Source organism: Tenacibaculum dicentrarchi (assembly GCF_964036635.1).
GTDB lineage: Bacteria > Bacteroidota > Bacteroidia > Flavobacteriales > Flavobacteriaceae > Polaribacter > Polaribacter dicentrarchi.
In genome coordinates this window covers 2,620,405-2,642,142 of sequence record NZ_OZ038524.1, presented here as the reverse complement: position 1 = coordinate 2,642,142, position 21,738 = coordinate 2,620,405, and the positions used below count along the sequence as shown (strand labels likewise).

The 21,738-nt window shown below is 31.0% G+C and carries 16 protein-coding genes; 11 read left to right on the top strand and 5 right to left on the bottom strand.

Translation table 11 applies throughout. The annotated features are described in order from the left end of the window. From ABNT14_RS11600 to ABNT14_RS11585, 4 genes are read left to right on the top strand one after another with little or no spacing between them, the layout of a single operon-like run. On the top strand, positions 1–1,728 hold the full coding sequence (locus tag ABNT14_RS11600) for a SulP family inorganic anion transporter (protein WP_101903352.1): 1,728 nt from the start codon (positions 1–3) through the stop codon (positions 1,726–1,728). Positions 1,729–1,736: 8 nt separating this feature from the next. Then, positions 1,737–3,143 carry an MBL fold metallo-hydrolase gene (locus ABNT14_RS11595; RefSeq protein WP_101903351.1) on the top strand — a complete coding sequence of 469 codons (1,407 nt, stop codon included), beginning with the start codon at positions 1,737–1,739 and terminating at the stop codon, positions 3,141–3,143. Between the two features lie 36 nt (positions 3,144–3,179). Then, positions 3,180–3,569 carry a rhodanese-like domain-containing protein gene (locus ABNT14_RS11590; protein ID WP_101903350.1) on the top strand — a complete coding sequence of 130 codons (390 nt, stop codon included), beginning with the start codon at positions 3,180–3,182 and terminating at the stop codon, positions 3,567–3,569. Between the two features lie 23 nt (positions 3,570–3,592). After that, a complete protein-coding gene (locus tag ABNT14_RS11585; protein ID WP_101903349.1) occupies positions 3,593–3,859 on the top strand; it encodes a heavy-metal-associated domain-containing protein in 267 nt (88 codons plus the stop codon). A gap of 97 nt (positions 3,860–3,956) precedes the next feature. Here ABNT14_RS11585 and ABNT14_RS11580 read toward each other — a convergent pair whose 3' ends face one another. Next, entirely contained in the window at positions 3,957–6,323 is a 2,367-nt protein-coding gene (locus ABNT14_RS11580) for a TonB-dependent receptor (RefSeq protein ID WP_101903405.1), read from the bottom strand. Positions 6,324–6,700: 377 nt separating this feature from the next. Between ABNT14_RS11580 and recO the strand changes: the two genes are divergently transcribed. The 5 genes from recO to ABNT14_RS11555 all read left to right on the top strand — a co-directional run bounded on the left by recO (position 6,701) and on the right by ABNT14_RS11555 (position 14,910). Then, on the top strand, positions 6,701–7,432 hold the full coding sequence (gene recO, locus ABNT14_RS11575) for a DNA repair protein RecO (RefSeq protein ID WP_101903348.1): 732 nt from the start codon (positions 6,701–6,703) through the stop codon (positions 7,430–7,432). Between the two features lie 3 nt (positions 7,433–7,435). Next, complete coding sequence (locus ABNT14_RS11570; RefSeq protein ID WP_101903347.1) at positions 7,436–9,916, top strand: TonB-dependent receptor; 2,481 nt, start codon at positions 7,436–7,438, stop codon at positions 9,914–9,916. A gap of 12 nt (positions 9,917–9,928) precedes the next feature. Continuing rightward, on the top strand, positions 9,929–10,201 hold the full coding sequence (locus tag ABNT14_RS11565) for a DUF3817 domain-containing protein (protein ID WP_058886050.1): 273 nt from the start codon (positions 9,929–9,931) through the stop codon (positions 10,199–10,201). Between the two features lie 244 nt (positions 10,202–10,445). After that, positions 10,446–13,253 carry a TonB-dependent receptor gene (locus tag ABNT14_RS11560; RefSeq protein ID WP_101903346.1) on the top strand — a complete coding sequence of 936 codons (2,808 nt, stop codon included), beginning with the start codon at positions 10,446–10,448 and terminating at the stop codon, positions 13,251–13,253. 13 nt (positions 13,254–13,266) lie between these two features. After that, the gene (locus ABNT14_RS11555; RefSeq protein WP_348719386.1) at positions 13,267–14,910 is read left to right on the top strand and encodes an SGNH/GDSL hydrolase family protein; all 1,644 of its coding nucleotides are present in this window, start codon (positions 13,267–13,269) and stop codon (positions 14,908–14,910) included. A gap of 72 nt (positions 14,911–14,982) precedes the next feature. Here the strand turns inward: ABNT14_RS11555 and ABNT14_RS11550 are convergent, their stop codons facing one another. The 4 genes from ABNT14_RS11550 to ABNT14_RS11535 form a co-directional block, all read right to left on the bottom strand. Continuing rightward, complete coding sequence (locus ABNT14_RS11550) at positions 14,983–15,219, bottom strand: hypothetical protein (protein WP_101903344.1); 237 nt, start codon at positions 15,217–15,219, stop codon at positions 14,983–14,985. Positions 15,220–15,305: 86 nt separating this feature from the next. Continuing rightward, positions 15,306–16,847: a glycine--tRNA ligase gene (locus ABNT14_RS11545; protein WP_101903343.1), complete on the bottom strand. Its 1,542-nt coding sequence runs from the start codon at positions 16,845–16,847 to the stop codon at positions 15,306–15,308. A 91-nt stretch (positions 16,848–16,938) separates the two neighbouring features. Next, positions 16,939–17,838, bottom strand: coding sequence for a hypothetical protein (locus ABNT14_RS11540; RefSeq protein WP_101903342.1), 900 nt, complete (start codon positions 17,836–17,838; stop codon positions 16,939–16,941). Positions 17,839–18,617: 779 nt separating this feature from the next. Continuing rightward, the gene (locus ABNT14_RS11535; RefSeq protein ID WP_101903341.1) at positions 18,618–19,223 is read right to left on the bottom strand and encodes a class I SAM-dependent methyltransferase; all 606 of its coding nucleotides are present in this window, start codon (positions 19,221–19,223) and stop codon (positions 18,618–18,620) included. Between the two features lie 54 nt (positions 19,224–19,277). On the opposite strand from ABNT14_RS11535, the gene ABNT14_RS11530 reads away from it, so the two are divergent. Both ABNT14_RS11530 and ABNT14_RS11525 read left to right on the top strand, forming a co-directional pair. Then, positions 19,278–19,970 carry a ComF family protein gene (locus ABNT14_RS11530; protein WP_101903340.1) on the top strand — a complete coding sequence of 231 codons (693 nt, stop codon included), beginning with the start codon at positions 19,278–19,280 and terminating at the stop codon, positions 19,968–19,970. Between the two features lie 63 nt (positions 19,971–20,033). Next, complete coding sequence (locus tag ABNT14_RS11525; protein ID WP_101903339.1) at positions 20,034–21,644, top strand: Ig-like domain-containing protein; 1,611 nt, start codon at positions 20,034–20,036, stop codon at positions 21,642–21,644. The last annotated feature ends 94 nt before the right edge of the window (positions 21,645–21,738 follow it).

The window sequence follows — 21,738 nt, the reverse complement described above, 5'->3', positions numbered from 1 at the left end:
ATGAAACTAAAAAAAATAATACCTATATTTCAATGGTTGCCTAACTATAAAAAATCAGGATTAAAAACTGATATTATAGCAGGTATAACCGTAGCAACGGTGTTAATCCCACAAGGAATTGCCTATGCTCTAATTGCGGGACTACCACCTATTTATGGCTTGTATGCCGCTTTAGTGCCACAATTAATATATGCTATTTTTGGATCATCACGTCAAGTAGCAATCGGTCCTGTGGCAATGGATTCATTAATTGTAGCAACAGGTGTTTCTACCTTGGCATTAATGGGGTCTGAAAGCTATATTTCTATCGCTATTTTATTAGCATTAATGTTGGGAAGCATACAGTTTTTAATGGGCGTATTTCGTTTAGGGTTTATAGTTAATTTTCTGTCAAGACCTGTAATTATTGGTTTTACATCAGCGGTAGCACTTATTATCGGTTTAAATCAATTTCGGAATTTATTAGGGGTTAATTTTTTACAAAGTGATCAAGTTCACCTTCTTTTAGAAGATATTATATATAAAATTGCTGATTTTAAAATAGCTACAACTATTATAGGAGTCATAGCCTGTTTGATTATTATGATTCTTAGAAAAATCAATAAAAAAATACCAAATGCGTTAATTGTAGTAACATTAGGAATTATAACGCTTCGCTTTTTTGGTCACTACTTAACCGATGTAGCCATTGTAAAAGAGATTCCTTCAGGTTTGCCTACATTGATAATTCCGGTAATAGACATCGCTTTAATTAGAGAGTTATTACCTATTGCGGCAACCCTAGTTATGGTTGGTTATCTAGAAATTATATCCATAGGAAAAACCCTTGAAGCAAAGCAAGATGAATACCGAATACAGCCAAATCAAGAATTAATTGCCTTAGGATTAAGTAATATAGCGGGCTCTTTGTTTCAGTCTTACCCAATAACATCAAGCTTTTCTCGCTCAGCGATAAACGAAGAAGCTGGCGGTAAAACAGGTGTTTCGGCAATTGTATCGGCATTGATTGTAGTGCTTACCTTGCTTTTTTTTACCCCGGTATTTTATCATTTACCAAAAACGATATTAGCCGCCATTATTATTGTAGCAGTATTTAATCTGATAAATGTATCGGAAGCTAAAAAACTTTGGAAATCTAATAATTTAGACTTTTGGCTATTGATAGCCACTTTTTTAGCCACCATATTTTTAGGCATAGAACCAGGTATATTAATAGGCGTAGTTTTATCATTAGTTGTATTAATTTATAGAACATCAAGACCTTATGTTGCCGAATTAGGAAAAGTACCAAATTCTGATTTTTATCGAAATAAAAGCAGGTTTGAAGAAGTAATTACAGATAAAGAGGTATTAGTATTTCGTTTTGATGCTCAATTATTTTATGCAAACTGTACTTATTTCCGAGATAAATTAGACGAAATATCCGAAGAAAAAGGTAGTGCTTTAAAACTTATTGTATTAGATGCCGAAAGTATTAACAGAGTTGATAGTACAGGCGTAGAAATGTTAAAAGAACGTATTCGATACTATCAGAAAAGAGATATTGCCTTTTATTTTGCAGGTGTAAAAGGACCTGTAAGAGATGCCCTTTTTAGAGGTGGCGTACTAGAGGTGGTAAGTTTAGATTATTTTTTTATGCGTGCCAATGGCGCAGTACATTTTTTTAAAACAGGAAATAACGAAAATCAAAAAAAATACGCTCAATATATACATCAAGCGTATAAATAATTAACATTATGAAAATAGAGCAAATTTATACAGGTTGTTTAGCACAAGGTGCTTATTATATTGAAAGTGAAGGCGAAGTTGCTATTATTGACCCATTGCGAGAGGTGGAATCGTATATCAAAAAAGCAACACAAAATACTGCCAAAATTAACTATATTTTTGAAACTCATTTTCATGCAGATTTTGTAAGTGGACACGTAACATTAGCCGAAAAAACAGGTGCAACAATTGTGTACGGACCAACGGCAAAAACCACTTATAACTCCCATATAGCAACAGATGGTGAGGTCTTTAAAATCGGAAAAATTACCATTACCGCACTGCATACACCAGGGCATACCATGGAAAGTACGTCATATTTATTAAAAGATGAAAATGGAAAAAATCATGCTATTTTTAGTGGAGACACCTTATTTTTAGGCGATGTTGGTCGCCCTGATTTAGCACAAAAAGGAACTTTAACAATAGATGATTTAGCAGGTTTTCTGTACGATAGTTTGCGTACTAAAATTATGACATTAGAAGATGATGTAATTGTATATCCAGCACACGGAGCAGGATCGGCCTGTGGAAAAAACCTAAGCAAAGAAACCATCGGAACAATTGGTAATCAGAAAAAAACCAATTATGCGTTGCGTGAAAACATGACAAAAGCCGAATTTATAAAAGAAGTAACCGATGGGTTATTACCTCCGCCAGCTTATTTTCCTTTAAATGTGAAAATGAATAAGGAAGGATATGAATCTATAGATGACGTTATCAAAAAAGGCGCAAAAAGTTTATCGGTAGCCGATTTTGAAAAAATAGCTAACACAACCGAGGCAATTATTTTAGATGTGCGTCATCAATCAGAATTTATAAAAGGATTTATTCCACGATCAATATTTATAGGTTTAGGCGGAACGTTTGCTCCTTGGGTAGGTGCTTTAATTAAAGATGTAAAACAACCAATTTTATTGGTAACGCCCGAAGGAGAAGAGGAAATGGCAATTACCCGTTTATCACGCGTAGGATTCGACAATGTTTTAGGATATTTAGAAGGAAGTTTTAACGCTTGGAAAATATCTGATAAAGAAATTGACACGTTGCGTTCTGTTTCTGCGGATGTTTTAGAGGATGCAATAAGCAAGAAAGCCCTTGTTTTTGACGCTCGTAAACCTGGTGAATATGCCAAAGAACATATTGTTGATGTGCCAAGCACACCCTTAGATTTTTTAAATGATCATATTGAAGAATTTCCTAAAACCGAAGATTTTTACGTGCATTGTGCAGGCGGATATCGCTCGGTAATAGCGGCATCAATATTAAAAGCAAGAGGATATCATAATGTAATTGACGTATCGGGAGGTTTTGCAGCGATACGAAAAACAAGTATTAAGAGAACAGTTGCTGTTTGTCCATCAACTTTAAAATAATAGATTTTTAGATAAAGGTTTTAAATAAAAACTAAAATGAAAAAATATTTAGTATTCATCGTATTAATTTTTACGGTTTTGACTTCGTGTAAATCTCAAGAAAATAAGATCAAAAATACTACAGTTGCTGATTTACAGAAAATAATACAAACATCAAAAAAAATTCAAGTATTAGATGTTCGAACCCCTGAAGAATGCTCACAAGGTATTATTAAAGATGCAATAATGATCAATGTTTTTGCTGATGATTTTGATGAAATCGCCTTAAAAAAATTAGATAAAACAATGCCTGTTTATATTTATTGTCGCTCAGGAAGAAGAAGTGTAGCGGCATCAGAAAGGTTAAAAAAACAAGGTTTTGACGTTTATAATATCTTAGGTGGATATATTGATTATCAAAAATTTACATCAACAAAAAAGCAGTAATTAAGTACTAAAAAAAAGAAAGCATGACACAAGAAATTTACATAGAAAACTTAAAATGTGGTGGCTGTGCCAATACAATTATCAACGGATTAACAGCAATTAAAGGCGTTAATGAGGTAAAAGTTGATGTAGAAAAATCATTGGTTACTTTAAACGCAACCCAAGAAAGTTTGATTTTATCCAAAGAGAAATTAGCAAAATTAGGCTATCCAGAAGTCGGAAGTGAAAACACAGTATTACACAAAGCAAAATCGTTTGTGAGTTGTGCTGTTGGTAAAATCAATAAGTAATTATTACGTTACAATAAATAGAAAACCCCAAGCTTTTAAAGCTTGGGGTTTTTTTATAAATCATTAAAATTTATATTTTTCAACGAAAATCATTAATTTAAAACTTAAAAGTAACTCCTGCTAAAAAGTTAATCGTAGCTTGTGGATAATATCCTTGAATTTCTGTTGTTGTTCCAGCTTTTGACCAAGTATCTAAATAAATATACCCTCTATCGACATATTGTTTGTCAAAAACATTGTTTACAACTCCTGTAAATACAATAGATTTAAAGATTGATTTTGTTTTTAATTCATATATGATATTAAAATCGCTGGTAAAATAACTGCTTAATTTTGATGCTTCGGTATCGGTATTACTCAAATATTGTTCGCCTACAAATTTCGATAAAAATGCTAATTGTAAATTTTCTGACGCTTGATAAGTTAATGAATTTCCTGTAACAATATTGGGAGAATTTGCAATATTGGTATTTCCTAATTCTTGTAATTTGTCATTTCTATTTGTGAAAAAATCGACATTTTTATTTTGACTTACCGAAACATTTTGACCAATTGAAAATTTATCATTTACACGTATATTGGCATCCATTTCTACACCAACTCGGTAACTATTACCACTTGCACTACGCAACGCATCGCCAGTATCATCAATTTCACCTGTTAAAACTAACTGATTTTGATAATCCATAAAGTAAATATTCGTGTTTAATTTGATGGTTTTCGTTTTTAAACGCCAACCTAATTCATAATCATTTAAACTTTCGTGGGTAGTTACTCCGCCTTTAAAATCGCTTCGGTTTGGTTCTCTATTTGCTCTGGCAAAAGAAGTGTAAAAGCTATTTTGATTGTTTAAAGTATAGGTAAACCCTATTTTGGGATTAAAGAAATTAAAGTTTTTATCAACATTTAAAGGTTTTCTTTTAGAGGTTAAACCGTTTGTTTTATAGCTGATAAATCGTCCTTGTAAATCAGCAAAAGCTCTTAAATCATCGGTAATATTAAACGATATTTTCGTGAAAATATTCGCATCTTTTTTGGTTGATGTTCCATCGTAATAACGATCTCTGATGTTTGCGTTATCAGCAAATTCTTTCGCCCAAATTACTTCTCCAAAATGCTCATTTTCATAGTAACTATATGAACCACCAGAAATAATTTCTAATTTATCATTATTATAAGTGGCATTAAAATTAGCGACATAAAAATCATTGTCTAACCAACGGCGAACAATTAAATCGGTGGCAGGAGTTCCGTACCAATCAGTTGCTGTGGCTTTTACCAAATTATTATATTTTGAAACAACACTTTCTCCTTTAAATTGCTCAAAATATCCTTTTCCTTTGGTGTAATTTAAACCGATGTTACTTGTCCAATTTTTACTTAATTTTTCATTCCAATGCAATTGATAATGGTCTTGCTTATAATTATCAACTTCGTTATCGTATGTTAATGGATTTTGTCTTCTGTCTTGCTTTAATTGTTTTGCAGAAATTCCGTCCCAAGCTTGATAGGTTTCTTCTTTTCCGCCAAAAGCGATGGCTTTAATCAAGGTATTTTTATTGGTGTAACTTGCTTGTAAAAAGTACGATTTTAAATCGGTAGAAGCCCTGTCAATATATCCATCAGAATAAATATTTGACAAACGACCTGCTAATTCAAAATGCTCGTTTATTTTTCCTGTGGTAAATTTTACGGTATGTTTTCTTGTTCCGTACGACCCAAAAGCATTCGAGATTTCTCCGCCCGCTTTTTCAGAAATACCATCAGTTAAAATGTTCAAACTTGCCCCAAAAGCACCTGCACCATTTGTTGAAGTTCCTACACCACGTTGCAATTGTAAACTTTGAGTTGACGATGCAAAATCGCCTAAATTAACCCAATAACTTCCTTGACTTTCAGAGTCATTATAAGGGATTCCGTTAATGGTTACATTTACTCTTGTAGCATCCGAACCACGAACGCTCATGTAGGTATAACCCACGCCAGCCCCAGCATCCGAAGAAGAAACGACATTTGGTAAATAGTTTAATAAAACAGGAATATCTTGCCCTAAATTACGTTTTTCAAGTTGTTTTTTTGATACATTAGAGTGTGTTACAGGAGCGTTTGCTTGTACACGAACGGCATTTACTAAAACAGCATCTAACACGTTTTTTTCTTCGGATAATTGAATGGTAATTTGTTGGTTATTGGTAAGTTCTATTTGTTTTATTGTTGTTTTAAAACCGATATAAGAAACTTCTAAAAGATGTGTTCCTTTGGATAAATTCAGTTTAAAGTTTCCTTTTTTATCCGAAGAAACTCCTTTTTTTGAATTTTTAAGAACAATAGAAGCGCCATTTAAAGGTTCTTGATTGTTGTTAATTATTTTACCAGATAAAATAAAACTTTGCGCATTTACGGCAAAATTGGTACATAATACGATTATAAAAGCGATGCTTTTAAGTTGTTTAATAAAAGACATTTGTCTCATTTTTTTATAAATAAAAATCGAATAAAAAGAGGTAATTATTCTTTTCGTTTGAATAATTAATTTGATAACATCATAGCATTTTTTGAAGTCCTAAACCCCTTTTTTATAAGATGAATTTAGTGCTTTGCAATATGTTTTTTCCCTAAACAGCATTACCTGTTCTAGGTTCATTGGGTGTGATCTCAGCCGATATTTGGCACCCCTTTAAGAGAACATTACAAAGGTATGATTCAATTTTATAATAGCATAAAAACAAGCTTATTTTTTATTAAAAAAACATTAATTAACGATGGGTTTTTTTAGTGGGTTATTATTAAATATCTTTGAAAAGATATAACAATTATTCATTATTTTAAAAGGTCAATTTAATGGCATTAATTACTACAAAAGCAATTGTTTTGAGGGCGATTAAATATGGTGATACCAGTTTAATTGTAACTTGTTTCACTTTAGAAGACGGCATGGTTTCTTATATGATAAGAGGCGTTTTAAAATCAAGAAAAGGGTCACTTAAAAAAGCTTATTTTCAGCCATTAACGCAGTTGTTTATTCAGGCAAAGCATCATCAAAATAGGAATAAAAATGCTTTAAGTTCTATAAAAGAGGCACAGGTTATTCATTCTTATAGCGATATTCATACTTCGGTTGTTAAGCAGGCGATCGTACTTTTTTTATCAGAAATATTAACAAATATTATTCAAGAAGAAGAAAAAAATGATGTTTTATATCAGTATATAGAAACGAGTTTAATTTGGTTAGATACCCATAGTAATGTAGCAAATTTTCACATATTATTTTTGTTGAATTTATCAAGGTTTTTAGGATTTTATCCTGATGTTTCTCAAGCGAATAAACCTGCTTTTAGTTTATCCGAAGGACGATTTACAACAGCAACCTATGAAAAATTATTACTCACAGGAAATGAATTATTGCTTTTTAAAAAGCTGTTAGGTATAAATTTTGATGCTATACAAACTATTTCATACAATAAAAACGAAAGGCAGACCATCCTTGGGGTTATAATTCGATATTTTGAATTACATTTGGAGGGTTTTAAAAAGCCAAAATCATTAGCTATTTTAGAAACCGTGTTTAGTTGATTTATGAAGCAAATTATACTCTTATTTTTTTTACTTACAAGTATCGTTATTTTTTCACAAAAGCTTGCCATTGTTGATGCCCAAACAGGCGAAGCAATTGACGGGGTAGCGGTGTTTAATAAAAACAAAACAATCGCTGAAATTAGTGGTGTTGATGGTATTGTAAATATTTCGGAATTTAAAGCATCCGAAGTGCTTATTTTTTCGCATGTTTCGTATGCGGGTTTTCAGGAAAAAAAATTAATATTAGAAAAAAATCAGTATCAGGTTTATTTATCAAAATATTCAGAACAATTAGATGAAATTATTGTTTCTGTTTTTAAAAATAAAGAAAAAACCAATAGAATTGCCGAACAAATTGCCGTTGTTTCTTTAAGAGATATTCAAAAGGTATCGCCACAAACATCGGCTGATTTACTAGCGAGTATTCCAGGAATTAAAGTGCAAAAATCACAATTTGGTGGTGGAAGCCCTGTACTTAGAGGGATGGAAAGTAACCGTGTTTTATTGGTGGTCGATGGCGTGCGCATGAATAATGCCATTTATAGAAAGGGACATTTACAAAATTCGATTACCGTAAACCCGAACTTATTAGAAAGAACTGAAGTCGTTTTTGGTCCTTCATCGGTTATTTATGGTTCCGATGCGCTTGGCGGTGTAATTCATTATTATACGAAAACGCCCAAATTATTTAATCTATCGAATAAAAATAAAAAAAGTAATATAAAAGCAAGTCATTTTTTGCGATATAGTTCGGTAAATAATGAAGTTACAAATTCAGTAACCACTGAATTACAGTTTAAAAAATGGGCATCGCTGACCAATATTTCACACAGTAGTTTTGGTGATTTAAAAATGGGGAAAAATCGTACTCACGGTTTTGATACTTGGGGCAAAGTGTTTTTTTATTCAGATAATTTAAACGGAAATTACACTGAAAATCCGACGAAAAATAAAGATATAAATTTACAGAAAAACACAGGGTTTAGCCAAACTGATTTTTTGCAGAAATTATTTATTCCGCTATCAAAAAATACTGATTTAAAATTTAATTTTCAATATTCAACATCATCAGATATTCCACGATTTGATAAATTAATGGAACAAAAAAATGGCAGTTTAAAATTTGCCCAATGGTATTATGGTCCTCAAAAAAGGCTGTTAATTTCTTCGCAGTTAGCAATTAATCCGAATATAAAATGGTTGGAAAAAGGTACGATTACCTTAGCATATCAAAATATTAAAGAAAGCCGTATTCAACGAAAATTTGGTAGTTTAAAGCGTTCAAATAAACATGAAAAAGTGCAAGTTTTTAGCGTAAATGCTGACTTTACGGTTCCTTTAGCTAAAAAACGTGATTTAGGCTATGGTTTAGAACTTGCTTATAATGATGTAAATTCAAATGCTTATGGCAAGACTTTAAAAATATCTACGGATAAAATTAACGGTTTTGATGATGATTTTATGGTGCAATCTCGCTATCCTGACGGTGGAAGTAGTTATTTTAGTTCGGCAATGTATTTAGATTATCGCCAAGATATTTCATATAATTCCACCTTAAATACTGGGGTTCGATTTACCAATACTCAATTAGATGCTCGCTGGATAAATCAGGCGTTTGTAAAATTGCCAAGCACTGATATTTGCCTAAATAACAACGCATTAACTCTTACGGCGGGCTATGTGTATAAGCCGTTTAAAACATGGCAATTAAATGCCGTGTTGTCATCAGGGTTTCGCGCGCCAAATATTGATGATGTAGGAAAAGTAAGAGAAAAAAATGGCGAAGTTACCGTGCCAAATATCAACTTAAAGCCAGAGCATGCCTACAATACAGAGCTTGGTGTTCAAAAATATTTTAATAATAAAAAGTTTCGAATTGGCGCAAATGTGTACTATACTTTATTGAATAATTACATTTATAGAGAAACCTTTATGCTCGGGGGCGTTTCAAAAATTTTATACGATGAAGAACAAGGAGTTATTGTAGCAAATGTAAATAAAGGAACGGCTTATATTACTGGCGCAACGGTGAGTTATCAGGGGAAATTAGCTGAAAATTGGAAAACTTCAGGTTCTTTTACCTATACAAAAGGACGTGCTTACGATACGAAATTACCACTCTCGTCAATTCCGCCATTATTTGGTCGATTTGAGCTTAGTTATGCCGATAATAAATTAGAAAGTGGTGTAAATTTCATTTTCAATGCTAAAAAAAATATTTCAGATTATAATTTAGAAGAAGGCATTGACAATCATAAACAAACGCCAATTATTAACAAAAAAGCTACTGCTGATATTGATAAATATTATGGTACGCCAAGTTGGATGACTCTTGGTTTACATGCTAAATATACGCTGAATAAAAACATTTCAATACAAAGCCAATTCAGTAATTTATTGGATGCACATTATAAAGAATTTGCCTCAGGAATTTCAGCACCGGGGCGAAATATTTCAATATCGTTATTAACTAATTTTTAAATACAAATACAGATGATTAATATTTTTAAAATTGTAAGTTTATTGGAAGGAATATCTTATATATTATTGCTTTTTATAGCTGTTCCTATTAAATATTTACAAGGCGATGCAAGCTATGTAAAAATGCTAGGAATGCCTCATGGAGTACTATTTGTAGCCTACATAATTTTAGCAATTATGTTAAAATCTTCACAGAAATGGAACACAAAAACCTTCGGAATTATTTGCGGATTATCATTGCTTCCTTTCGGAACTTTCTTTGTTGGAAAATACTTAAAAGCGTAGTTTTTATTTATCAAAAAAATATTTTAAAGCGATATTTTATAAACTTTTTTAGTTTGTAAAGTATCGCTTTTGTAGTATTGAAAACCCTTATCGCTGTTTTAAAAAAACATTATTTTATTTTAAAAAAACACTTGAAATAGTGTGGTAATAAAGTATGTTGCTGATACTTAAATAGTAACAAATTTATTATTGATAAAAAAAGTGTATTTTGCAATAGCGTTAATAAATTAATTATTTATAAATTATGAAAAAAACACTATTACTTATTGCATTTGTGCTACTGAGCACTGCAACAATGGTTGCTCAAACAACGATAAAAGGTACCGTTAATGACGCATCTCTTGGAGGAGTATTACCAGGAGCAAACATTAAGGTTTTAAGGAAGGCTGTAGGAACTTCTACTGATTTTGATGGGAAATTTATCATGAAAGTAGTTGATATTCCTCCTTTTACTATAAAAATTTCATCTATAGGATATCACTCTAAAACCATCGAAATAACAAAAAATAATCAAGTTGTGGTGGTTAGTTTAACCGAAAATGCAACTTCTTTAGACGAGGTTGTAATTTCGGCATCAAGAACTCCTGAGCGTGTAATGGAATCGCCAGTAACGATTGAACGTTTTGATTCAAGGGCTATTAAAAACACGGCTTCTGCCTCTTTTTATGATGGCTTAGAAAACCTAAAAGGAGTTGATATAAACGCTAGTGGATTAACATTTAAATCGGTAAATACACGTGGTTTTGCCTCTTTTGCCAATGAGCGTTTTGTACAATTAGTTGACGGAATGGACAACGCTTCTCCTGCATTAAATTTTGCTTTAGGAAACTTATTAGGAATGTCTGAATTAGATGTTAAAACCGTTGAAATATTACCAGGAGCAGCATCTGCTTTGTATGGCGCAAACGCATTTAATGGTATTATGTTAATGACCAGTAAAAGTCCTTTTGAAGATCAAGGAATTAGTTTTGTATATAAAACAGGTTTTACAAGTCAGCAGGCTGCGAGCAATAATCCTTACCACGATACAAGTATTAGAATGGCACATGCTTTTGATAATAAATTTGCCGTAAAAGCAACATTATCATATTTAAAAGGAGAAGAATGGCATGCAACAGATACTAGAAATACCACAGGTGTTGGAGGAACATATTTACCAGGAGATAGAAATTCTAGGACAGATTATGATGGTTTAAATGTATATGGCGATGAGGTTGGAACAAATATAAGAACCGCTTCAGGCTTAGGAATTATTCCGAGCGTTCGAGTTACTAGAACGGGGTACGATGAGGTCGATTTAATGAGTAACGAAGCAAAAAGTGTTAAATTTGGCGCAGCATTACATTATCGTCCTTGGGGAAATGACCGCTTAGAAATTATATGGAATTCAAAATATGGTACAGGAAATACTATTTATCAGGGGCAGAATAGGTATAATATTTCTAACTTTTTTATGGAGCAACATAAATTAGAATTTAAAGGAAAAAACTTTTTTATAAGAGGATATTATACTGGTGAAGATGCTGGCGATTCATACGATACTCGTTTTACAGCTATTAATATTAACAGAGAATGGAAATCGGATAAAAACTGGTTTAGCGATTATATAGCAGCCTATGCCAATTCGGTACTTGGCAACCCTAATATAGACACTTCTTTAGCGCATGCTAATGCTAGAAAAGCAGCAGATACAGGGCGTTTAATTCCAGGGACTAGCGCTTTTAACACCGCTTTTAATAAAGTAACTAATGAGCCAGATTTAACAAAGGGTTCAAAATTTCAAGATAAAACAAGCTTATATCATGTAGATGCAAATTTAAACTTACGTGATTATATTGATTGGGCAGAGGTACAAGTTGGCGGTTCGTACCGACAATTTAATTTGAACTCATTCGGTACTATTTTCACAGATCAGAATAGCTTAATTGATTATGATGAATATGGTTTATATACCCAACTTCAAAAGAAAATGATGGAAGATCGTTTAAAATTAACCACCTCTGTTCGTTATGATAAAGCAAAAAATTTCGATGGAAATATTTCTCCTCGTTTGTCATTAGCCTATGCCGCAGGTGAAATGAAAAATCATAATTTAAGAGCCTCTTTTCAAACAGGTTTTAGAAATCCAACAACGCAAGATCAGTACATCGGTTTGGCAACAGGAGGCGGAACTTTAATTGGTACTTCTGAAGATAATTTAGATAGGTTTACTTCTTCGCCTTTACCTGTTAGTATTGCAGGGCAACAAATTCCAGGAATTAATTCTGAAACAACATATACAGGTAGAGATGCCTTTACCAATGCTTTTTCAGAAAGTTCTATTATAGACAAAACACCTACCAAGGCTAATTTTGATTTGGTAAAACCTGAAAAAGTAACTTCTTATGAAATAGGGTATCGTGGGGTAGTCGCAGTATCAGAAAGTAAAGTAGGTATTGATTTTAGCATGTATTATAACGATTATAAAGACTTTATCGCCTTAAAAAAAATAGCCGTTCCTTTTTATGGTGTAGCGGGCAGTAGTTTGCCAAGTGTGTTACCAAATGTAAGCGAAGGTGATTTAGCTTTATTAGCCTTAAAAAATGGTGATTTTGCAGGCGTTGGATTTAGAACAAATTCATCGGCAGCTATTACTTCTTATGGGGTAGGGCTTGGTTTAAGCACAAAAGTTTTTAAAGGATTTAATTTAGGGGTAAATTATACCTGGTCTAAATTTGATTTTGATCAAAGCTCAGACCCCGATTTTCAAGCAGGATTTAATACTCCTGAACATAAAATTAAAATACAGTTTGGTAAAACCAACTTGTTTAAAAACTTTGGTTTTAATGTAAGTACAAGATGGCAAAATGATTTTTACTGGGAATCATCTTTCTTTGAAGGATCTGTAGCTGCTAGAACAGTATTAGATGCGCAAGTAAATTATAAAATTCCTTTTTTAAAATCAGTATTTAAATTAGGAGGTGCTAATTTAACAGGAAAAGAATATTTTAGTGCACCAGGTATTGGAGCAATAGGATCTCAATTCTTTATTTCTTGGACAATAAATAACTAAAAAAATGAAAAAAATGACATTAAAATATACATGGTTATCGGTAGTTTTTATTGGGTTGGTAGCCTGTGATGTAAATAATGATTTAGATCCAATTACAGAAAAAAATGAAAAAGAAACCATAATTTCTTTAGAATCAGGTAGTGCTGATTTTTCAAATTATGTAGCAGTAGGCGCATCTTTTACCGCAGGATATACAGATGGAGCAGTATTTAAAGCAGCTCAAAAAAACTCATTTCCAGCAACCTTAGCATCTAAATTTGCGATGGCAGGCGGTGGTAAATTTACCCAGCCATTAATGAGCGATAATTTTGGTGGCTTTACAATTGGTGGAAAAATAGAAGGAGCACCTAGGTTCTATTTTAATGGATCAGTACCTGTAATGTTAGGAGTAACACCAACTACAGAAATATCAAATATTAAAGTAGGGACTTACAATAATATGGGAGTTTCTGGTTTAAAAAGTTATCATTTAGGAGTAAAAGGTTATGGTGCATTAGCGGGGTTACCAAACGCAAATCCTTATTTTATAAGAATGGCATCATCGCCAATGGCAAGTGTTTTAGAAGATGTAATCGCACAGAATCCAACCTTCTTTTCGTTATCAGAAATTGGTGGAAATGACGTGTTAAGTTATGCTGTTTCAGGTGGTGTTGGTGTTGACCAAAAAGGAAATTTAAATCCAGCAACTTATGGTAGTAAAGACATAACAGACCCTACTGTTTTTGCAAGTGTTTTTTCAACAGCTGTAACAGCTCTAACAAGCAATGGAGCTAAAGGAGTTGTCGCTAATTTACCAGAGGTTACATCACTACCTTATTTTACAACAGTGCCTTATGCTCCTTTAAACCCAGCAGATCCTGCTTTTGGCGCACAAATACCTACTTTAAATAATGTATTTGGTGCAATTAACGATGTATTTGTTGCTATTGGCGTGCCAGAACGTGCTATTGTATTTGTAGCAGATGCCGCTAGTCCTGTAGTTATAAAAGATGAAGCTTTAGAAGATAAAACAGCACAAATAATCGGAACATTATTAGCAAGCCCTACTTTTACTACTTTTGTAGCTGGCTTTGGTTTGCCTACCGATGCGAGTACTTTGCAAAAAGTAGCAGGTTTATTAGGAACTTATTATGGGCAAGCAAGACAAGCAACAGCCGATGATTTATTAGTTTTACCAAGCAGTAGTATTATTGGTAAAGTAAATGAAAATTCAGTGAAATTTTTATTGAGCCAAGGATTACCTGTAGAATTAGCAGGAATGTTTTCCGTAGAAGGAGTTTCGTTACCATTAACTGATAAGTGGGTATTAACTACTAAAGAAATTGAAAAAGTTAAAAGGGCAACAGCTGCTTATAACACTACAATTAAAGATATTGTAACTCAAAAAGGCTTGGCTTTTGTCGATTTTAACGCTATTTTAAAACAAGCTGCTACTAGCGGTTTAGAATTTGATAATTATTTTCTGAAAACGACTTTTATTACAGGTGGTTTAGTGAGTTTAGATGGTGTTCATTTAACAGCTAGAGGTTATGCTTTAATGGCAAATGAAATGCTAAAGGCAATTGATAAAACCTACGGATCTAACTTTGAGAGCGCAACCAATGGATTGGCTAAAGCGGCTGATTTTCCAACAGGTTACGCGGCTACTTTAAAGTAAGATAGTATTATTTTAAAATAATATTTTTACGATAAAAACGGCTTTATTTTTAAAAATGAAGCCGTTTTTGTTTTATTCGTTACTATTGTCAATCCACTCTTTTATTTTGTTGTCATTGATAATATATTTTTTATATTTCTCATCTTTATATCGATAATAAATAAATATAGGCATTAATATAAAAGCCATGTATAAAACGCCAAGCCCCATTACAATTTGTGCCTTCGGATGTTCTATATTTAAAAGATAAGCCCCTGTAAACATCCAAAGTAAAAAGATGATGAATAATATTTTTAATGCAGTTTTCATTATTTTGATTTTAATAGGACAAAAGTAAAAAATCCTACCATGTAAATACTGGTAGGATTTTTATTATTTTGAGTATCGTAAAATAATTACATTTTTTGTAACCAATTTTTTACATCAACTTCTTGTTTTATAATATCTTTTAATTCAGAAATTGGAACACGTTTTTGCTCCATAGTATCTCTATAACGAATCGTAACAGCGTTGTCATTTAAAGTATCATGATCAACAGTAATACAAAATGGTGTACCATTAGCATCCTGACGACGGTAACGACGACCAACGGCATCTTTTTCATCATAAGTTACGTTAAAGTCCCACTTTAAATCTTCCATAATTTTACGAGCAACCTCAGGTAAACCATCTTTTTTAACTAATGGTAAAATAGCTGCTTTTATTGGTGCTAAAACGGCAGGTAATTTTAAAACAGTTCTTGAAGTTCCGTTTTCTAAAGCTTCTTCTTGTAAAGAATTTGAAAAAACAGCTAAAAACATTCTGTCTAATCCGATAGAAGTTTCTACTACACAAGGTGTATAACTTTTGTTATCTTCATGGTCAAAATACTGTAATTTCTTTCCTGAAAACTCTTCGTGTGCTTTTAAATCGAAATCTGTACGTGAGTGAATTCCTTCTAATTCTTTAAATCCGAAAGGAAACTTAAACTCAATATCAGCAGCAGAATCAGCATAATGAGCTAATTTTTCATGGTCGTGAAAACGATAATTATCTGCGCCCATTCCTAATGATAAATGCCAATTTAAACGGGTTTCTTTCCATTTATTGTACCATTCTTTTTGCGTTCCAGGTTTTACAAAAAATTGTAATTCCATTTGTTCAAACTCACGCATTCTAAAAATAAATTGACGTGCCACAATTTCGTTACGAAATGCTTTACCTGTTTGAGCAATTCCAAAAGGAATTTTTAATCTTCCTGTTTTCTGTACGTTTAAAAAGTTTACAAAAATACCTTGTGCCGTTTCAGGGCGTAGGTATAAATCCATTGCAGATTCAGCAGAAGCACCTAATTTAGTACCAAACATTAAGTTAAATTGCTTAACATCCGTCCAGTTTTTAGAACCTGTTAATGGATCAGCAATTTCTAATTCTTCAATTAATAATTTTACATCGGCTAAATCTTCTTTTTCTAAAGATTTTCCTAAGCGAGATAAAATGGTATTAATTTTTTCTTGATAACCTAAAACACGTCCGTTTGTTGCAAGAAACTCTGTTTTATTAAAAGATTCTCCAAAGCGTTTTTCGGCTTTTTTAACTTCTTTTTCAATTTTAGTTTCAATTTTAGCACAGTAATCCTCTACTAAAACATCGGCTCTATATCGTTTTTTAGAATCTTTATTATCGATTAAAGGATCGGTAAAAGCATCGACATGCCCTGAAGCTTTCCAAGTATTTGGGTGCATCAAAATTGCCGCATCAATTCCTACAATGTTTTCGTGCATTTGCACCATTGCTTTCCACCAATAATCTCTAATGTTTTTCTTTAACTCAACTCCGTTTTGAGCATAGTCGTAAACCGCACTTAAACCGTCATAGATTTCAGAAGACTGAAATACATAACCATATTCTTTTGCGTGTGATATTACTTTTTTAAAGTGATCTTCTTGTTTTGCCATAATGCAAAAATAAAATAAGGATTTAAACTAATACTATTCTAAAACGAAAAAGTGACTAATTAAATGATTTTTTTATTTTTTTGTGATTTTTTTATCTTAAATTAAGAATAGTTGCCCCTAAATAAAGTTTATCTATAAAGGTACTAATGGTATATTTTCCTTTATTGATATCATCTCTATTGACTAAAATAAGCGATACTAAATTTAATTTGTCATTATTATAAGTTACATCAATAGCATCGGTATATTGAATATTTGCACCGTTTTTTAAGTTGGTAACTCCTTTTGGCGCAATAACATTATTATTTTGATCTGTAATTTGGATGTACACTGTTTTTTTACCAGGGTCAACTATAGGATTTTCTAATAAATCGAAATTGACTCTAAAGGCATCTGTTCTGCTAGATCTTGATGTTGAGGTTAGTTTTCCGTTACTGCGTTCTTTCATAGCCACGGCATTAATGCTACTTGTTTTTAGAATACTACCAGCATCTATTTTAGATTGAAGTATTTTTTGTTTTTTCTCTAAGTTATTGTTTTTATTGATTAAAGAAGTATTTATGGTTTCTTTTTGTGCTAAAATAGTAGCTGTAATTACATCTCTTTTATTTAATTGCTGATTAACAGTATTTAATGAATCTACTTTGATAAATAGTTGTTTATTTTCATATTCTAAACGGCTAATTTTCTTTCTGTAAATACGTATTAAGCTATAATTGTCTACCTGTAATATTTTAATAGAATCTCGAAGGTTGTTCATTTTAATAAGTTCAAGCTGTAGTCTTTTTGAAATACTTTTTTTTTGAACTACAACATCGGTATAATCTTTAATCATTTGATCAAGTTCCTTTTCTAGGTCATTTTTATCTTCTTTAAAGGCTTTTTGAAGATTGTCATGTTGGCTTTTTTTCTGTAGAGAATATAACGTTAATGATAACATTATTAGTAATAGTAAAACAATTATAGCACTTTTTTTTCTTTCAGTAGTCATAATTTAGGGGGGTAATAATGATTATTGTTTTTATCTATATTAAAGAATGAAATTATTGGTGATTTTTTTTATTGTGTATCTAATATATTATTACAAAGTATTTTTTGCTTGTTTTTTAATAAAATTTCTTTTACTGGTGAAACAACCTGAACATAAATTAGGTTTTAAACGAGGTTTAATGATTTTATTTTCGAGTAAATTAAACCTTATTTTAAAAGCAGTTGTTTTACTCGCTCTATTAGTATATGTATATTTACCACTTCGTTTTTTTCATTACTACTACTTTTATTGTAGATATTTTTAAAATTTGAGCAATGGAAATTTTTTATTTTAAAACCTTTTTTCTTAATGTAAAGATTTTTTAATTAAAACTTCGGTAACACTATCATTTTTTGATGTTAATTGTTTGTTTTTTGAGTTTAAGGAGTCAATATAAGAAAAAAGTAATTTATTTTGCCTATTTAAAATTAAAATACGCTTTTTTGTAAAAGCGCAATAATCGATAATTTTCAGCTTTTAAATTATGAATAGTATCTTTTAAGTTTAATTATTTCGTGAAGTTTGTTTCTTAAATTTAAAGAAACATCACCTTTTTTATTAAGTGCTTTTTCATATTTTTTTAAAACAGTGTTTAATTCAAGTTCTAGGTCTTTTTTTCAGAATTAAAAGGTATTTTTAAATCTGAATACTCATTCGCATTTTTATATGACAATATACCTGTCGTAATTAATGATACAAGAAGTAATAAAACCAGTATTTTTTAATTTTTTTGTAGTCATTCATCGGTTTTCTGATAAAAAACTAGGCTTTTCAGAATCCAATATGCTGTTTTTTATACAGTTATAAATAAATGCAGGGGGGAAGTTAAGTGATTCAAAATTTAACTTGATGTTACTCCCAAAAACTTCTTTTAATTTTGTATAATATGTTAAGCTATATTGATATTGAATAAACAAACCATTATTATTTAAAAGGTTATAACTTTCAACTAAAATACGATGCGATATTTCTTTTGGAATAATCGTTAATGGTAAGCTAGAAACAATATGATCGGCTTTTTTATAACCTAATTTTTCAATTTCGGTAGCCATTTTCTCAGCAGAAGCTTTTAAAACAATTAACTGCGGGTTTTTTATTTTGATCAGTTCTTCATAAAAGGCATCATTAATTTCAAAGCAAATTAAAATAGCCTTAGGTTTCAGTTTCTTTAAAATACTATGTGTTATAGGGCCGTTTCCAGGGCCTAATTCTATAATAACATTTGCTTTTGAAAAATCAATTCCCCGAAGCATTTTATTTGCTAAATATTTAGAACTAGGGGTAACAGTACCTGATGTTTTGTAATTTTTTACAGCTTCTTTAAAGAAATTAAATTTTTTACTCAAAATAATATTTTGTTATGTTTTTTGTATATTTCTGCTAAAATAAGGTTCGTAAAGATGCAAAATTTAAAAGATATATTCTATTTATTTTATCCTAATTTATGTATTAATTGTGCAACAGTATTATTACAAAGTGAAACTTATTTGTGTATTACCTGTACTAATAACTTACCTATTATAGAAAATAATGATTATATAAACAATAGTTTATTAGCTCCTTTTTATGGTAAAATTTTGGTGAAAAATGTCCGTTCGTTTTTGTATTATCAAAAAAAAGGTATTACACAAAAAGTAATTCAAGAATTAAAATATAGAAATCAACCAGAAATAGGTAAATTTATAGGTAATTGGTTTGGTGAAAATTTAAAAAAATCAGGTGTTTTTAAAGATATCGATTATATAATTCCTGTGCCATTACATCAAACTAAATTAAAAAAGAGAGGCTACAATCAGCTTACAGAATTTGGTAAAACACTAAGCGTTGTTTTAAATACAACCTATAAAACAGAATTTTTAATTAAAACTACTACAGCTAAAACACAAACAACAAAGTATCGTTTTGAACGATTTCAAAATCTTCAAAGACCTTTTGAATTAATTGATTTTAAGGTGTTTGAAGGTAAGAATGTTTTATTAATTGACGATGTGTTAACCACCGGAGCAACCCTGGTAGCTTGCTGTGAAGAGTTATTAAAAACAAAAAACATAACTATTAGTATTGCTACGATGGCTTACACTAAAAAAGAATAATTTTGTTAGGCTTAATTTACTACTTTTGAAGTTCTATTTTAAGAATATTTAAAGAATTAATTTGTGAAAAATAAGTTGTTATTTTTAGTCGTTTTAGCATCTGTAGTTATAATTAGTTGTGCAAGAAAAGGAAGACCCGAAGGCGGTTCTAAAGATGAAGATGCGCCAATTATGATGACGGCAAAACCGCCTTATAAAACGATTCATTTTGATAAAAAAAATATTAAAATTGAATTTGACGAATATGTAGTTTTAAAAGGATTGTCGAAACAATTAGTTGTTTCCCCTCCTTTAAAATACCCACCAATTATAACACCTCAAGGAACTGCGAGTAAGTATATTAATATTGAAATTTTAGACACTCTAAAAACCAATACAACCTATACTTTTAACTTTGGAAATGCAGTACAAGATAATAATGAAAATAATAAACTAGAAAGTTTTAAATACGTTTTTTCTACAGGAAATTATATTGATTCATTAAAATTAAAAGGCTCAGTAGCGCCAGCGTTTACACAAAAAAAGCTTAAAAATATCAGCGTTTTATTATATCGTTTAGATAGCACTTATACCGATTCAATTATTTACAAACAAAAACCAAATTACCTTAGCAGTACTTTAGATTCTACTAATTTTGAATTCACCAATTTACGCAAAGGAAAATACTTATTATTAGCCTTAAAAGAAGCGTCAAGCAATTATATTTTCAATAGTAAAACCGATGAAATAGGCTTTTATAAAGACACAATTTCATTGCCAAAAGACACCTTAATTTTAAATCCGATAACACTTTTTAAAGAAGTACAACAGTATCGATTTAAAAGAGGAAAAGAAGTTTCAAAAGGAAAAATTCAATTCGGATATCAAGGACAAAAAGAAGCCTTAAAAGTCGAATTATTATCAAAAGTTCCTGCTTCATTCAAATCATTTTCAGCCTACGAAAAAGACAAAGACACGCTTAATTATTGGTTTACCCCTGTAAAACAAGATTCGTTAAATTTTATTGTAAGCAATAAAAATAATTTAAAAAACAATTTAAAAGATACAATAACAGTACGTTTACGTAAAAAACAAATCGATTCTTTGGCTATTTTATCAGAAGTAAAAAGTGTTCTGCCTTTAAAAGACACCTTATTTTTAAGCACTAATAATCCTATTACAATTTTTGATAAATCAAAGTTTTCATTAGTAGATAAAGATACCGTTGCAATTCCCTTTCAAGTAAAAAAACAACGCATAAACAAGCTCGCTATTTTATTCGAAAAAACACCTTCAACATTTTATAAATTGGCAGTTTTGCCTAAAGGAATTACGGATTTATATGAAACTAGCAATGATACGTTAAAATATCAATTTAAAACACTAACTGTTGAAGACTACGGAAGCATTATTTTAGAGGTAAAAAAACAAACAAAGCATCCTGTAATTATGCAACTTTTAGATAAAGGCGAAGTGGTAAAAACTAAGTATGTTAATAGTTCAGAAAAAGTAATATTTGATTTATTAGCACCCAAAGAATACACCATTCGAGCAATTATCGACACCAATAAAAATACTATTTGGGATACAGGAAATTTTTTATCAAAACAACAACCCGAAAAAGTTATTTACTTTGAAAAGGCATTTAAATTAAGAGCCAATTGGGAAATGAATGAGGTGTTTATTGTTGAATAAGTTTGTTAGTTTAGAAATTAAACAAGGGGTTTTAACCCCTTGTCTTGACCTTTTTTTGTGAAAAAATTTTAAAGTTCTTATATTTTTTTTAGAA